Annotated in this window: 13 protein-coding genes; 6 read left to right on the top strand and 7 right to left on the bottom strand. The window is 69.9% G+C overall.

The features are described from left to right. Positions 1-29 precede the first annotated feature (29 nt). Complete coding sequence (sucB, locus tag MRBLWH7_RS04105) at positions 30-1,859, top strand: 2-oxoglutarate dehydrogenase, E2 component, dihydrolipoamide succinyltransferase (protein WP_341999418.1); 1,830 nt, start codon at positions 30-32, stop codon at positions 1,857-1,859. A gap of 139 nt (positions 1,860-1,998) precedes the next feature. Next, on the top strand, positions 1,999-2,988 hold the full coding sequence (locus MRBLWH7_RS04100) for an IS481 family transposase (RefSeq protein ID WP_341995282.1): 990 nt from the start codon (positions 1,999-2,001) through the stop codon (positions 2,986-2,988). Here MRBLWH7_RS04100 and MRBLWH7_RS04095 read toward each other — a convergent pair. After that, positions 2,985-4,298 (bottom strand): hypothetical protein, encoded by a 1,314-nt coding sequence (locus tag MRBLWH7_RS04095; protein WP_341999416.1) that lies wholly within the window; start codon positions 4,296-4,298, stop codon positions 2,985-2,987. The two genes, MRBLWH7_RS04100 and MRBLWH7_RS04095, sit on opposite strands and share 4 nt — an antisense overlap. A 124-nt stretch (positions 4,299-4,422) precedes the next feature. Here MRBLWH7_RS04095 and MRBLWH7_RS04090 point away from each other — a divergent pair, with 124 nt between their 5' ends. Beyond that, the gene (locus MRBLWH7_RS04090) at positions 4,423-5,133 is read left to right on the top strand and encodes a DUF4191 domain-containing protein (protein WP_341999414.1); all 711 of its coding nucleotides are present in this window, start codon (positions 4,423-4,425) and stop codon (positions 5,131-5,133) included. Positions 5,134-5,185: 52 nt separating this feature from the next. Here the strand turns inward: MRBLWH7_RS04090 and MRBLWH7_RS04085 are convergent, their stop codons facing one another. Further along, positions 5,186-5,578, bottom strand: a complete 393-nt coding sequence (locus MRBLWH7_RS04085) for an RDD family protein (RefSeq protein ID WP_341999412.1) — start codon at positions 5,576-5,578, stop codon at positions 5,186-5,188. Positions 5,579-5,710: 132 nt separating this feature from the next. Here MRBLWH7_RS04085 and glnA (MRBLWH7_RS04080) point away from each other — a divergent pair, with 132 nt between their 5' ends. Both glnA (MRBLWH7_RS04080) and MRBLWH7_RS04075 read left to right on the top strand, forming a co-directional pair. After that, positions 5,711-7,135, top strand: coding sequence for a type I glutamate--ammonia ligase (glnA, locus tag MRBLWH7_RS04080; protein ID WP_341999410.1), 1,425 nt, complete (start codon positions 5,711-5,713; stop codon positions 7,133-7,135). Positions 7,136-7,270: 135 nt separating this feature from the next. Further along, positions 7,271-8,008: a peptidase M23 gene (locus MRBLWH7_RS04075; RefSeq protein WP_341999408.1), complete on the top strand. Its 738-nt coding sequence runs from the start codon at positions 7,271-7,273 to the stop codon at positions 8,006-8,008. 25 nt (positions 8,009-8,033) lie between these two features. On the opposite strand, the gene MRBLWH7_RS04070 is transcribed toward MRBLWH7_RS04075, so the two are convergent. The 3 genes from MRBLWH7_RS04070 to MRBLWH7_RS04060 are packed head-to-tail and all read right to left on the bottom strand — an operon-like array spanning position 8,034 to position 12,674. Then, positions 8,034-11,036, bottom strand: a complete 3,003-nt coding sequence (locus MRBLWH7_RS04070) for a bifunctional [glutamine synthetase] adenylyltransferase/[glutamine synthetase]-adenylyl-L-tyrosine phosphorylase (RefSeq protein WP_341999406.1) — start codon at positions 11,034-11,036, stop codon at positions 8,034-8,036. A 13-nt stretch (positions 11,037-11,049) separates the two neighbouring features. After that, positions 11,050-12,387: a type I glutamate--ammonia ligase gene (glnA, locus tag MRBLWH7_RS04065; RefSeq protein ID WP_341999404.1), complete on the bottom strand. Its 1,338-nt coding sequence runs from the start codon at positions 12,385-12,387 to the stop codon at positions 11,050-11,052. Positions 12,388-12,446: 59 nt separating this feature from the next. Beyond that, entirely contained in the window at positions 12,447-12,674 is a 228-nt protein-coding gene (locus MRBLWH7_RS04060; protein ID WP_341999402.1) for an SPOR domain-containing protein, read from the bottom strand. Between the two features lie 97 nt (positions 12,675-12,771). On the opposite strand from MRBLWH7_RS04060, the gene MRBLWH7_RS04055 reads away from it, so the two are divergent. Continuing rightward, positions 12,772-13,536 (top strand): ROK family protein, encoded by a 765-nt coding sequence (locus MRBLWH7_RS04055; protein WP_341999401.1) that lies wholly within the window; start codon positions 12,772-12,774, stop codon positions 13,534-13,536. Positions 13,537-13,754: 218 nt separating this feature from the next. On the opposite strand, the gene MRBLWH7_RS04050 is transcribed toward MRBLWH7_RS04055, so the two are convergent. Next, positions 13,755-14,054 (bottom strand): hypothetical protein, encoded by a 300-nt coding sequence (locus MRBLWH7_RS04050; protein ID WP_341999399.1) that lies wholly within the window; start codon positions 14,052-14,054, stop codon positions 13,755-13,757. Continuing rightward, positions 14,051-14,218 (bottom strand): hypothetical protein, encoded by a 168-nt coding sequence (locus MRBLWH7_RS04045; RefSeq protein ID WP_341999397.1) that lies wholly within the window; start codon positions 14,216-14,218, stop codon positions 14,051-14,053. The genes MRBLWH7_RS04050 and MRBLWH7_RS04045 overlap by 4 nt, the downstream gene beginning before the upstream one ends. Positions 14,219-14,243 lie beyond the last annotated feature (25 nt).

Raw genomic sequence — 14,243 nt, 5'->3', positions numbered from 1 at the left:
CCGATATTTCTTCAGAAGGAGACATCCTCATGAGCACATCCGTGGTCCTCCCCGCTCTCGGCGAGAGCGTGACCGAGGGAACGGTCACCCGCTGGCTCAAGAACGTCGGCGACACGGTCCAGGCGGACGAGGGCCTGCTCGAGATCTCCACGGACAAGGTGGACACCGAGATCCCCTCGCCGGTCAGCGGCGTGATCGAGGAGATCCTCGTGCAGGAGGACGAGACCGTCGAGGTCGGCGCTGTGCTGGCGAAGATCGGTGACGGCTCCGGTACCCCCGCCGCCGCTCCGGCCCCCGAGGCCGCCGCCGCCGAGGCTCAGGCCGCGCCCGCTGAGGCCGCCTCGGCTGCGCCCGCGGAGGCACCGTCCGCCGAGGCTCCGGCAGCCCCGGCCGAGCCCGCGCCGGCACCCGCTGCCGAGCAGCCCGCCGCGTCCGCAGGCGGAGGCAAGGATGTCGTCCTGCCCGAGCTCGGCGAGAGCGTCACCGAAGGCACCGTCACCCGCTGGCTCAAGCAGATCGGCGAGGAGGTCGCCGTCGACGAGCCGCTCCTCGAGATCTCGACCGACAAGGTCGACACCGAGATCCCGTCGCCGTTCGCCGGCGTGCTCACCGAGATCCTGGTCGCCGAAGACGAGACCGTCGCCGTCGGCTCGCCGCTCGCCCGCATCGGGGAGGCAGGTGCGGCGCCCGCCGCCGCGGCGCCTGCTCAGGCACCGGCGGCTGAGGCACCGGCTCCGGCCGCTGAGGCACCGGCTCCGGCCGCCGAGGCTCCGACGCCCGCAGCCGCCCCGGCTCCCGCCCCGGCTGCCGCGGCCGCTCCGGCCCCCGCTGCCGCTGCTGCCCCGGCTCCCGCGGCCGCTCCCGCCCCCGCTGCTGCTCCCGCCCCGGCTGCCGCTCCCGCTCCCGCCGCGGCCCCGGCGCCCGCCGCTCCGGCGCTTGTCGCCGAGGAGGACGGGATCACCTACGTCACGCCGCTCGTTCGTCGCCTCGCTCAGCAGCAGGGCGTCGACCTCGGTTCGGTGAAGGGCACCGGCGTCGGCGGTCGCATCCGCAAGGAGGACGTGCTCAAGGCGGCGGAGGCCGCGGCGTCCGCTCCTGCCGCTGCTGCGGCTGCGCCCGCGCCCGCGCCGCTCGAGGTGTCGCCGCTGCGCGGCACCACCCAGCCGATGTCGCGTCTTCGCAAGGTGCTCGCCTCGCGGGCCGTGGAGTCGATGCAGTCGACGGCGCAGCTGACCTCGGTGGTCGAGGTGGACGTCACGAAGCTCGCGACCTTCCGCGACAAGGTGAAGAACGACTTCCTGGCGAAGACCGGCGACAAGCTGTCGTTCCTGCCGTTCTTCGCGCTGGCCGCCGCCGAGGCGCTCCAGGCGTACCCCGTCGTCAACTCGACGGTGGACGGCGATCAGATCGTCTACCCGGCGACGGAGAACCTCTCCATCGCGGTCGACACCGAGCGCGGACTCCTGACTCCGGTGCTCCGTGACGCGGCGGGCAAGAACCTCGCCCAGATCGCTCACGAGATCGCCGACCTCGCCGCGCGTACGCGCGACAACAAGCTGAAGCCCGACGAGCTCGCGGGCGGCACGTTCACGCTGACCAACACCGGTTCGCGCGGCGCGCTGTTCGACACCCCCGTCGTGTTCCTGCCCCAGACCGCGATCCTCGGCACCGGCGTGGTCGTCAAGCGTCCCGGCGTCGTGACGGTCGACGGCAAGGACGCGATCTCGGTGCGCTCGTACGTCTACCTCGCGCTGTCGTACGACCACCGCGTCATCGACGGTGCGGACGCTGCGCGCTTCCTCGGTGCCGTGAAGACGCGCCTGGAGGCCGCCGCGTTCGAGGGCAACCTGGGCATCTGATCGGGGCGGTTCCCGCTTCTAGGTGTGATGTCCAGGGACGTTGTTTCGGGACACGCCCGGAGTAGCTGAGTAGCGAAGGCCTCCCGGTTGTGAAGTGGAGCTGTCTAGTTCAACCGCTTCACGAACGCAGGAGGCCCTCGTGTCCCACGCTAACGCTGCTCTGACTCCCCGTGCCCGACTGCGCCTCGCGCGCCTTATCGTCGACGAGGGGTGGCCACTGCAGGTGGCAGCGAAGATGTTCATGGTCTCGACCGTGACAGCCCGGAAGTGGGCGGCCAGATTCCGATCCGAGGGGCCGGCGGGGATGTCGGATCGGTCGAGCCGCCCCCGCTCGATGCCTGCGAAGACGCCGTCGCCGGTTGTGAAGAAGATCGTGAAGGCCCGCTGGCGGCGTCGGCTGGGCCCGGTCCAGATCGCCGGTGAGCTCGGTCTGGCTCCGTCGACCGTTCACGCGGTTCTGGTGCGTTGCGGCCTCAACCGCCTCTCCGCGATCGACCGGGTCACCGGGGAGCCGATCCGCCGTTATGAGCACGACCATCCCGGCGCACTGATCCACGTCGATGTCACCAAGTTCGGTCGCATCCCCGACGGCGGCGGGCACCGGTTCGTCGGACGGCAGCAGGGCGCCCGGAACAAGCTCGAGACGCCAGGACTGCCGCGCGGCAAGGACCACAAGCCGAGGACCGGCACCGGGTTCTTCCACACCGTCGTCGACGACAACTCGCGGGTGGCTTATGTCGAAGAGCACGACGACGAGCGAGCCGAGACTGCCGTCGGCGTCCTCACCCGCGCGATCGCGTTCTTCGCCGATCACGGCGTGACCGTCGAGCGCGTCCTTTCCGACAACGGCTCCTGCTACCGGTCCCTTGCCTGGCGAGACGCCTGCGCCGACCTCGGCATCAGACACAAGCGCACCCGCCCGTACCGCCCGCAGACCAACGGCAAGATCGAGCGCTTCCACCGCACGCTGGCCGACGGATGGGCCTACGCGAAGTTCTACCCGTCAGAGACCGAACGCCGCGACGCCCTGCCCGGCTGGATCCACTTCTACAATCACCACAGGCGACACTCCGCAATCGGAGCCCCACCCATCAGCAGGATCAACAACCTGCCTGGACATCACATCTAGGGCTGCTGCGCGACGTCGGAGACGTCGCGCAGCAGCCATTTCTGGTCTGTGCGCAGGATGACGACCATCTGCGACGGGACGGCCGCGTCGCTCGCATCCACCCGGAGCACCGCGATGTCGCCGAAGTCATCGAGGGGCGTCACGCTGCGCCCCGCGGCGGGCAGGTCGATGGCGCCGCCGGCCAGCGGCATCGCGTCCACGGTCACGTCCGTGAGGCAGGCGTCGTCGTCGCCGGCGCAGGCGTTGCGTGCGTCCAGCAGCTCTCCCGTGATCCGAGCGAGGTCGGCGGACTCCCCCGCCGGCGCCCCGCCAGCCGATGTCGCCGGTGGGGCGGAAGCGGCCGGAACGGATGCTGCGGGCTCGGGTGACGCGGTCGGCGCAGCGCTCGCTCGGTCGTCGGTCGCGACCCCGCTCGCGGTCGGCCACAGCGCGCCGCCGGCGAGGACTGCCGCCGCGACGGCTCCGCCGACAAGCCACGGCGCGCGTCGCGACCCGGTCTTCGCTCCGTCCCCCGTGCGCCGCAGTCGCCGCCACAGCGCTGTCGTCGCGCGCGACACGGAGTCCGCGAGTTCGTCGTCCACGCCGGCGACGAGCGTCTGCCACATCGAACGCGGTGCGGGCTCATGTGGCACGCCGGCCACGCGCGTCTCTTCATGGGCACGAGCAACGGCCTCGGTGGCGCTCCGGGGGCCGAGGCTGACCGCACTGAGCGGCTCCGCGTCAGCCAGGGCGAACAGCGCCTCCTCGACCGCCTCCAGCTCGTGGACCGAGATGCGCTCCGCGGTGACCGCGCGCAGCGCGGTCTGCCACGTGCGCTGGGCCGGCGGGTCGACACTCACCTGCTCGAGGACGCCCGCTGACGCTTCGAACGCCCGCCGGGCCGAGGCATCCGTCGCCAGCACGGGCCTGCCGGCGTCGTCGAGCCACCAGTCGCCCGCAGCCTCGGGCTCGTTCGCGATCTGCGCGCAGCCGCGCAGGACGCTCACGCCCAGCGTGACGGCCTCACCCAGGCTGAGCGGCATCCGCGCGGCACGTCGGCGCACGAAGTCCTCGAGGCGCTCGGGGCACACCGGCAGCACGACATCGTGTCCGTCGAGGCGTCGCACGACGTCGACCGGAGCCAGCACGTGGCCGTCGGGTGCGGCTTCCCATCCTCTCCACTGCGGGCCGAGGACGGCGGCGTCCACGAGCACCCACGCGTCGCCCCCGGCGGTGCGGACAAGAGTGCCCGGCCAAGGGCCGTCATCCCGCGCCCGCACCGCGCGGATGGCGCGGTAGGGGCTCCTGAGCGAGCCGTCGGCGGTCGTCATGTCGCCAGTGTGCGGCGCCGTGCTCCCCGGCCGTCTCGCTCCCGCGACGGCTGTGGATGGATGCTGTGCCTCCCCGGCTGGGGAGGAGCCGAGCAGGAGCCCGCGAAAAGGTAGGCTGGAGGCTATGGCCGCGCGCAGTTCCGCCCCCGAGAAGGGCCCGGGATTCTTCTCCCAGATCCGCACCCTCTACACCTTCACGCAGAAGGAGTTCCGCTGGCTGCCGTTCCTGCTGATCGGCATCCTCCTGCTCGGCATCGCCGTGGGCGTCGGCATCGGTTTCCTCATCCCGCCGGTCGCCATCTGGAGCGTCATCCTGTGGGGCGTCACCGGCCTCATGCTGGGCGTCCTCGCGTCGATGATGACGATGACGCGTCTGTCGACGCGGGCCATGTACAAGAAGATCGACGGGATGCCGGGTGCCACCGGTCACGTCCTCTCGACGTCGCTGGGCCGCAAGTGGCAGGCCAGTGAGATGCCGGTGGGCATCAACCCCAAGACGCAGGAGGCCGTCTACCGCGCGATCGGTCGCGGCGGCGTCGTGATCGTCGGCGAGGGTGCCCGCGGCCGCCTCACCCGCCTCGTGAACGACGAGCGCTCCAAGGTGCAGCGCGTCGCTTCCGGCGTTCCCCTGACCGTTCTGTACGTGGGGCACGGCGAGGGCGAGACGCCGATCTCCAAGCTGGCGCCGACCATCAAGGCGCTGCCTACGAAGATCGACCGGGCGACGATGGCCGCGGTCATCAAGCGCGTCGAGTCGGTCTCGCAGTCGCTCACGTCGCTGCCGATCCCGAAGGGCATCGACCCCACGAAGGTCCGCGCGCCGCGTCCACGCTGAGCGTACGCGCACGAACCCGGTCCGGCGGAGACGCCGGCCGGGTTCTGTCGTCTCAGGAGCGGATGAGCACCGTGCCTGCGGCCTTGTCGTGGAGGCCCCGCTGGTCGGCGTCCCAGATGACCGCGGGGATCGCCAGGACCAGGAGGGCGGTGCGGATCACGGGACGCCACAGGCCCACCCACATGCCGTCGAGGCGCACGAGACGCAGACCGAAGATGCGATGACCGGGGCTCCCCTGCAACGTCGGCAGGAACACGATCTGGACGGCGGCGAAGATCGCGAGGATCGCCAGCGGGTCCCATCCGAAGAAGCCGGAGATGAGGTACGCGGCGCCGTAATCGAGGAAGAGAGCGCCGACGCGGCGGCCCAGACGGCCGATGGATCCGGTGCCCTCACGAGGCAGTCCGAGGCGTTCGCCGGGGTAGTCCTGGGTGCTCTGCGTCACTTCCCCAGCGTACCCAGGTCGCCGTAACATCCCTGAAACACAAGTGATACTGGAGGGCAATGCCCTGCGGGTACGTTGCCAAAGTGCCCGGCCCGTACGGGCGGATCCGAATGCCCTACCTCTGGAGTCTTCATGTTCAAAGATTCATCCGAGGTGCTGAAGTTCATCAAGGACGAGGACGTCAAGTTCCTCGACATCCGTTTCACGGATCTTCCTGGCGTGCAGCAGCACTTCAACATCCCGGCCTCCACCGTCGACGAAGAGTTCTTCACGGTCGGCCAGCTGTTCGACGGCTCCTCCATCCGGGGCTTCGCGAACATCCACGAATCGGACATGCAGCTGATCCCGGACGTGTCGACGGCGTACCTCGACCCGTTCCGTGAGGCGAAGACGCTCGTCATGGTCTTCGACATCTACAACCCGCGCAACGGCGAGATCTACTCGAAGGACCCGCGTCAGGTCGCCAAGAAGGCTGAGAAGTACCTCGCCTCGACCGGCATCGCCGACACCGCGTTCTTCGCGCCCGAGGCCGAGTTCTACATCTTCGACGACGTCCGCTACGAAGTGAAGCAGAACTCCAGCTTCTACTCGGTCGACTCCGAAGAGGGCGCCTGGAACACCGGCCGCGCCGAAGAGGGCGGCAACCTCGCCAACAAGACCCCGTTCAAGGGCGGGTACTTCCCGGTCTCCCCGGTCGACAAGACGGCCGACCTGCGTGACGACATCAGCCTTCACCTCATCGAGTCGGGTCTGCACCTCGAGCGCGCGCACCACGAGGTGGGCACCGGCGGCCAGCAGGAGATCAACTACCGCTTCGACACCATGGTGCACGCGGCCGACGACATCCTGAAGTTCAAGTACATCGTCAAGAACGTGGCGAACGAGTGGGGCAAGGTCGCGACCTTCATGCCCAAGCCGCTCTTCGGCGACAACGGCTCGGGCATGCACACGCACCAGTCCCTGTGGCTCGACGGCAAGCCGCTCTTCTACGACGAGAAGGGCTACGCGCAGCTCTCCGACCTGGCGCGCTGGTACATCGGCGGCATCCTGGCGCACGCGCCGGCGCTGCTGGCCTTCACCAACCCGACGCTCAACTCGTACAAGCGTCTCGTGAAGGGCTACGAGGCTCCGGTCAACCTGGTGTACTCGGCCGGCAACCGCTCGGCGGCCATCCGCATCCCGATCACAGGCTCCAACCCCAAGGCCAAGCGCATCGAGTTCCGTGCGCCGGACGCCTCGGGCAACCCGTACCTCGCCTTCGCCGCGCAGCTGATGGCGGGCCTCGACGGCATCCAGAACCGCATCGAGCCGCACGAGCCGGTCGACAAGGACCTGTACGAGCTTCCCCCCGAGGAGGCGAAGAACATCCCGCAGGTGCCGAACTCGCTGCTCGACTCGCTCGAGGCGCTCCGCGCCGACCACGAGTTCCTGCTCAAGGGCGGCGTGTTCACGCCCGAGCTCATCGAGACGTGGATCGAGTACAAGATCGAGAACGAGATCCAGCCGCTCAACGCGCGTCCGCACCCGTTCGAGTACGAGCTGTACTTCGGCGTCTGACGTTCCAGCGCCGCAAGCGGGCCCCGGGAGACCGGGGCCCGCTTCTGCGTTCGCTGGGAGAAGGATGCCGCGACCCGGGGCGCGGCCTAGGCTGAACGAGCGCATCCGCGCCCGGACCGACAGAAGGCGAACACGATGCCCACCCGCACCACCGCGACGGCACGACGGCGCACCACGCGTCGGTCGCCGGCGGCGCGCAGGCGCAGGCCGCGGCGTCACGCCCGCCGGCGTGGCCGCGGGTGGCCGGTCGCGGCGGCGATCGCCGTTCCGGTGATCCGGTTCGCCGCCGTCCTGGTGGGTGCGGCGCTCCTCGCGGGAAGCTTCCGGATGTCGTGGGCGGACGACTTCGCGCTCGCCCCGGACGATGGTGCGCCCGTCCCGCCGCCGATCATCGAGCCCGCGGTCGCCGGGTATCGCTTCGAGCAGCTCACGAACGCCTGCACGATCCTCGCCGCCGGCAGGGACCTCGGATTCGATGCGAGAGACCAGACGATCGCGGTGATGACGGCGATGGGCGAATCATCGCTGCGCAACATCGACTACGGCGACTGGGAGACGAGCGGCGTCATCAACCCTGACGGCTCCCGCACCACCTCGATCGGTCTGTTCCAGCAGCAGGACTCCTGGGGAACGCGCGAGGCGCGCCTCGATCCGTACACGGCCGCGACGGTGTTCTATCGAGCCATGGCGGCACGCGTACCCGACCGGGCTGCGGTGGAGCCGACCCTCGTCGCCCACCCCACGCAGGTCAACGCCGACCCGAATCACTACGCCCGCTACTGGGATCGGGCGGTGCGCGTGGTCGCCGCCGTCACGGGCAGCCCGTTGGAGGGCGACCGCGTCGACGGCATCCCGCACTGCCCCGGCCCGTGAGCGGGCGCGGGTCGCAGCATCCGTGTCAGCCGTAGAAGAGCTTCTCGAACACGCGACGTGCGCGACGCGTGGTGCCGAGGTAGTCCTCCTCGACCTGCGTGGCTGACCGCGGCGGATATTCGAGGAGCCGGCCGATGCCGTCGAGCTTCTTGCGGTCGACCGGGAGCACGTCGCTCGTCTGCCCCGACAGCAGCGTGTTGGCCGAGCGGAGGCGGCTCGCGAGGCGCCAGGCCTCCGCGAGGCGGTCCGCGGCGCTGGCGGGGATGAGTCCGGCGCTCTCGGCGGCACGCAGCGCCCCCAGCGTGGACGTCGTGCGCATCTCGGGCACGGCGTGGGCGTGCTGCAGCTGCAGCAGCTGGACGAGCCACTCGACGTCGCTGAGCGAGCCGGGGCCGAGCTTGAGATGTCGCGATGGGTCGACGCCCTGTGGCAGCCGCTCGCTCTCGACACGGGCTTTGATGCGCTTGATCTCCCGCGTGGCGGCGAGGTCGACCCTCTCGGGGTAGCGCACTCGATCGGCGAGCTTCATGAAGTCGCCGATGAGCTTGACGCTCCCGGCGACCCCGCGCGCCCGCAGCAGCGCCTGCGCCTCCCACGACAGCGCCCATCGGCGGTAATACTCCTCGTACGCCTCGAGCGAGCGGGCGAGCGGGCCGCTGCGGCCCTCCGGGCGCAGGTCCGCGTCGAGCTCGAGCGGGACGCGGTGGTCCTCGGAGTGGGTGCGCAGCGCGGCGACGAGCTTCAGGGCGAGCTCGTGCGCGCGCTGCGGGTCGACGCCGTTGGGCCGATAGACGTACATGACGTCGGCGTCGGAGCCGAAGCCGAGCTCCGCGCCGCCGAAGCGTCCCATCGCGATGACCGAGAAGTCGAGGGCGGCGTCCTCGGCGGGCACGACCTCACGGCGCACCGCCCGCAGGGTCGCCTGGATCGTGACGTCTGTGATGGTCGTGAGCGAGTCCGCGACCTCCTCGATCGTCACGCTTCCGAGGATCGCCCCCATCGCGATGCGCAGCTGCTCGCGGCGTCGCAGCGCTCGCACCGAGCGCATCGCGTCGACCGTGGTGTCATGCCGGGTCTGGATCGCCCGTGCCTCCTGCTGCAGCGCCGCTCCCGAACGGGGACGCAGCAGCTCCGGGTCGTCCAGCCACGCGGCCGACTCGGGGATCCACTCGATGAGCTCCCCCACGTAGCGAGAGCCGGACAGCACTCGGGAGAGGCTCTCGGCGGCGCCCGAGGAGTCCCGCAGCATGCGCAGGAACCAGTGGGTGTCTCCGAGCCGCTCGCTGAGCCGACGGAAGGCCAGGAGGCCGTAATCCGGATCGACGCCGTCGGCGAACCAGCGGATCATGACGGGCATCAGGTGCCGCTGGATGGTCGCCTTGCGGCTCAGGCCGGTGGTGAGCGCGGCGATGTGGCGCAGCGCACCCGCGGGGTCGGCGAAGCCGATCGCCGCGAGACGGTCGTGGGCCTGCGCGGTCGACAGCACGCGCTCGTCGGCCGGCAGTGCGGCGACCGCCGACAGCAGCGGGCGATAGAAGAGCCGGACATGGATGTCGCGCACCTCGCGCTTGACGGACTCCCACAGGTGCCAGATCCCGTCACCGGTGTCGGCGAGGCCCGTCGCGCGCGCGAGGACGCGAAGCTCCTCCGGACGCGACGGCATCAGGTGCGTGCGGCGCAGCTGGCGCAGCTGCACGCGATGCTCGAGCAGCCTCAGGACGCGATAGTCACGCGAGAAGGCGGATGCCTCGGCACGGCCGATGTACCCCTCGGCCACAAGCGCGTCCAGCGCCGCGAGCGTACCGCGCTGACGGATGCGATCGTCCGAGAGGCCGTGCACGAGCTGCAGGAGCTGGACGGTGAACTCGATGTCGCGGATGCCGCCTGGTCCGAGCTTGAGCTGATACGGCACGTCGGCGGGCGGGATGTGCTCGGTCACACGCTCGCGCATGCGCTGCACGCTGTCGACGAAGTTCTCACGGGCGGCACTCGTCCACACCTTCGGCTGCACCGCTTCGATGTACGCCTGCGCGAGGCTTTCGTCGCCCGCGATGGGCCGCGCCTTCAGCAGTGCCTGGAACTCCCAGCTCTTCGCCCAGCGGTCGTAGTACGCCAGGTGCGAGTCGAGCGTGCGCACCAGCGCACCCTGCTTGCCCTCCGGCCGCAGGTTCGCGTCGACCTCCCACAGCGGCGGCTCGATCTCGACGCCCGAGATGCCGCGCATCGTCTGAACCGCCAGTCGTGTCGCGATGTCGACGATGCGGCTCTCGCCGAGCTCCTCGATCGCCTCGTCGTCGCCCCCGCCCACGAAGATGACGTCTACGTCGCTGACGTAGTTGAGTTCACGCGCTCCGGTCTTCCCCATGCCGATGATCGCGAGCTTCGCGCGCGCCACCTGGTCGCGCGGGAACAGCCCCGCGCCGACGGCGCCTCCCGACACGCGCGTGCGGGCGACCGCGAGGGATGCCTCGAGCGCCGCGCCCGCGGCATCCGCGAGTCGTGCCGACACGGATGCCACCTCGTCGACCGGTGCCGGGCTCAAGAGGTCGTACGCGGCGATGCGCGCGAGCATGCGGCGGTACCGCACGCGCAGCGCGACCCAGGCGCCCTCGCCGCCCTCGGCGGCGAATCCGTCGACGGCGTCGATCGACGCGAGCAGCTCCGAGCGCAGCTCCTCCGGCGTGGGCAGTCGCTCCCCCGCGTCGGCGAGCTGGTCGACCTCTGCGGGGTGCCGGAAGAAGAACTCGCCGAAGCCGGTCGACGCGCCGAGCAGCGCCCACAGCGCGCGCCAGGCCGCGGGCCGCTCACGGGCGCGCTGGACGGACGCGGCGTCGCGACGCGCGATGCGGGCGAGCGCATTGAGTGCCTCGTCAGGGTCCGCCGCGTGGGCGGCGCCATCGAGCAGCACGTCGCGTGTCGTCTCGAGCAGGGTCGACAGCTCGTGGAGGAGCTCCTCGGCATCCGTGAGACGGCTGAAGCCCAGGCGGGCGAGTGGGGTCAGGGACGCCGGCCGGTCGCTCGCGGACATGCGTCAGCCGGCCTCAGAGCATCTCGAGGTTGCTCTTGAGCTCGAAGGGGGTCACTTGCGAGCGATACTCCTGCCACTCGCGGCGCTTGTTGAGCAGCACGTAATTGAAGACCTGCTCGCCGAGGGTCTCGGCGACGAGCTCGGACTCCTCCATGTACTCCAGCGCGTGGTCGAGGCTCGCCGGCAGCGGGGCGTAGCCGAGAGCCCGGCGCTCAGCATCCGTCAGCGACCAGACGTTGTCCTCCGCCTCAGAGGGGAGCTCGTACTCGTTCTCGATGCCCTTGAGGCCCGCCGCCAGCATGAGCGCGAACGAAAGGTAGGGATTCGCGGCGGAGTCGAGCGCGCGGTACTCGACACGCGACGACTGGCCCTTGCTGGGCTTGTACAGCGGCACGCGAACGAGGGCCGAGCGGTTGTTGTGGCCCCAGCAGATGAAGCTGGGCGCCTCGTCGCCGCCCCACAGGCGCTTGTACGAGTTGACGAACTGGTTCGTGACGGCCGAGATCTCGTTCGCGTGGCGCAGCAGGCCGGCGATGAACTGGCGGCCGACCTTGGACAACTGGTACTGCGCGCCCTCTTCGTAGAACGCGTTGACATCGCCTTCGAACAGCGACATGTGCGTGTGCATGCCACTGCCGGGCTTGCCCGTCATCGGCTTCGGCATGAACGTCGCGTAGACGCCCTGCTCGATCGCGACCTCTTTGATGACGGTGCGGAACGTCATGATGTTGTCGGCGGTGGTGAGGGCGTCCGCGTAGCGCAGGTCGATCTCGTTCTGGCCAGGGCCGCCCTCGTGGTGGCTGAACTCCACGGAGATGCCGAGGTCTTCGAGCATGCGGACCGAGCGCCGGCGGAAGTCGTGGGCGGTGCCGCCGGGGACGTTGTCGAAGTAGCCGGCCGAGTCGACGGGCTCGGGACCCTCGGTGCCGAAGGACGAGGACTTCAGCAGGTAGAACTCGATCTCGGGGTGGGTGTAGAACGTGAACCCCGCGTCGGCGGCCTTCGCCAAGGTGCGCTTGAGCACGTGGCGCGGGTCGGCGACGGCCGGCTGCCCGTCGGGCGTGGTGATGTCGCAGAACATGCGCGCGGTCGGGTCGATCTCGCCGCGCCAGGGCAGGATCTGGAACGTGGTCGGGTCAGGGTGCGCCAGGAGGTCCGACTCGTAGGAGCGCGTCAGACCCTCGATGGCGGAGCCGTCGAATCCGAGGCCTTCGCTGAAGGCGCCCTCCACTTCGGCGGGGGCGATGGCGACGGACTTCAGCGTGCCGATCACGTCTGTGAACCACAGCCGTACGAACTTCACGCCTCGTTCTTCGATGGTCCTCAGAACGAAGTCACGCTGCTTGTCCATCGCGTCCTCTCCGGTGCCGGATCGCCCGAGGTGTCAATACGACCGCGGTGAAAGCCAGACTACTGGTCGCCGGCGCCCTCGCCTGACACCGTGTCGGCGCCCCACGAGTCCTCGCGAGCCTCCTCCGCCGCCCACGCCCGCGAACGCTCCTTGATCACTTCGGGGGCCTTCGCCGCCTCCTCGGGAGTGTCGAAGGGGCCGGCGCGGTCGGGCGCGGGCGATTCGAAGCCCTTCTCGACCTCACCGGTCTTGAGGTTGTACCAGTACTTGTCGCTGCCGCTGGTCATCCTGCACGCTCCTCGCATCGCGGGCTGGTCGCCCTCGGCACGATCCTACTGACGCACGCCTCGTCGGCGACGCCGTCGGCGTCGATAGGCTGTCGGCATGGCATCTGACGCGGCACGCGCCGTCGGCGTGGACATCGGCGGTACCGGAATCAAGGCAGGGATCGTCGACCTCGACAGGGGCGAACTCGTCAGCGATCGCGTGAAGGTCGCGACCCCCGCCGGCGCCCATCCGCCCGACGTGCTGGCGGCGGTCACCGAGGTCCTCTCGACCCTGGGGGTCGCCGACGACCCGTCGGTCGCTCTCGGTGTCGCGTTCCCCGCGATCGTCAAGCACGGCCGCACCCTGTCGGCCGCGAACGTGTCGGAGCAGTGGATCGACTTCGAGGCCGAGAAGTTCTTCGAGGACGGCCTGGGCCGCGACATCCACTTCGCGAACGACGCGGACGTCGCGGGCGTCGCCGAGGTCCGCTACGGCGCCGCGAAGGATCGGCCAGGACTCACGATCCTCACCACGCTCGGCACCGGGATCGGCTCGGCGCTGCTGTACGACGGCGTGCTGGTGCCGAACTCGGAGCTCGGCCACGTGCAGCGCGCCCGTCATGGGAAGGATGCCGAGGCCTACGCCGCGTACTCCGCGATGGAGCGTGACCACCTCACGTGGGAGCAGTGGGGGAAACGGCTGCAGTGGTACTACAGCCACATCGAGTTCCTCTTCAGCCCCGACCTGTTCGTCGTCGGCGGGGGCGTGTCGAAGCACTCCGACAAGTTCCTGCATCTGCTCGACCTCAAGACGCCCATCGTGCCGGCGGTGCACCGCAACAACGCGGGCATCATCGGCGCCGCCGCGCTCGCGCGCGGCTGACGCGGCCGCCGCGACGTCGGGGCGGGCCGCGCGGGTGCGGCGCGGTCTGGCGGAGGGCGAATGGGCCGGCCTGTACGCCGGGTTCTGTGCACGCCGCAGTTGGCGAAGGTTGGCATTCGTTGGCGCGCGCCGATATGCCTGGTCAGGGGCTCAATCCATGATTGGGCATGGTTGGGGGGCGGTGCGCTCCGCTGGCACTTCTGCGGACTTTCTGCGGACTACGCCAGGATGTCCCGCGCCGCCTGCCGGACGAGGCCTAGCCGGCGATTCAGGCGAACCGCCATCGATGACGGAGGGTGGTTGAGAGCGAATTCGGTGACGTCGCGGGTTACCGCGTCCGCGACCGATGCCGCGTACTGCCGTGATCGTCCCGACGCCTCGAAGATCCGCACCAACTCATTCGCGCCGGCGTCGTCGTCGGGATCATCTGCGATTAGCCCACCGATGCGAGCGACATCTACTTGCATGGCGTCCGGGTCGAAGACGCCATCCACGCCGATCAGCGGACCACTGTTCACGCTTTGCTCGCTTCCCGCCAGTATGGCTCTCGCGTGACGAGGTCGACTACCTCGTCCACGCCCTCGGGCGGCTCGTCCGAGCCGAAGGTGATGACGAACGCGGGGTCGTACTTCTGCAGTTCGCTGATGAGATTGCCGATCGTGGGTGCATCGGTCTGCTTCATTCGCTCAGTTTGCCCCGCCGTGCCC

The organism is Microbacterium sp. LWH7-1.2 (assembly GCF_038397755.1).
In the GTDB taxonomy this organism is placed as follows: Bacteria; Actinomycetota; Actinomycetes; order Actinomycetales; family Microbacteriaceae; genus Microbacterium.
The sequence above is the reverse complement of the archived record's forward strand: the minus strand, read 5'-3'. Positions and strand labels throughout refer to the sequence as shown.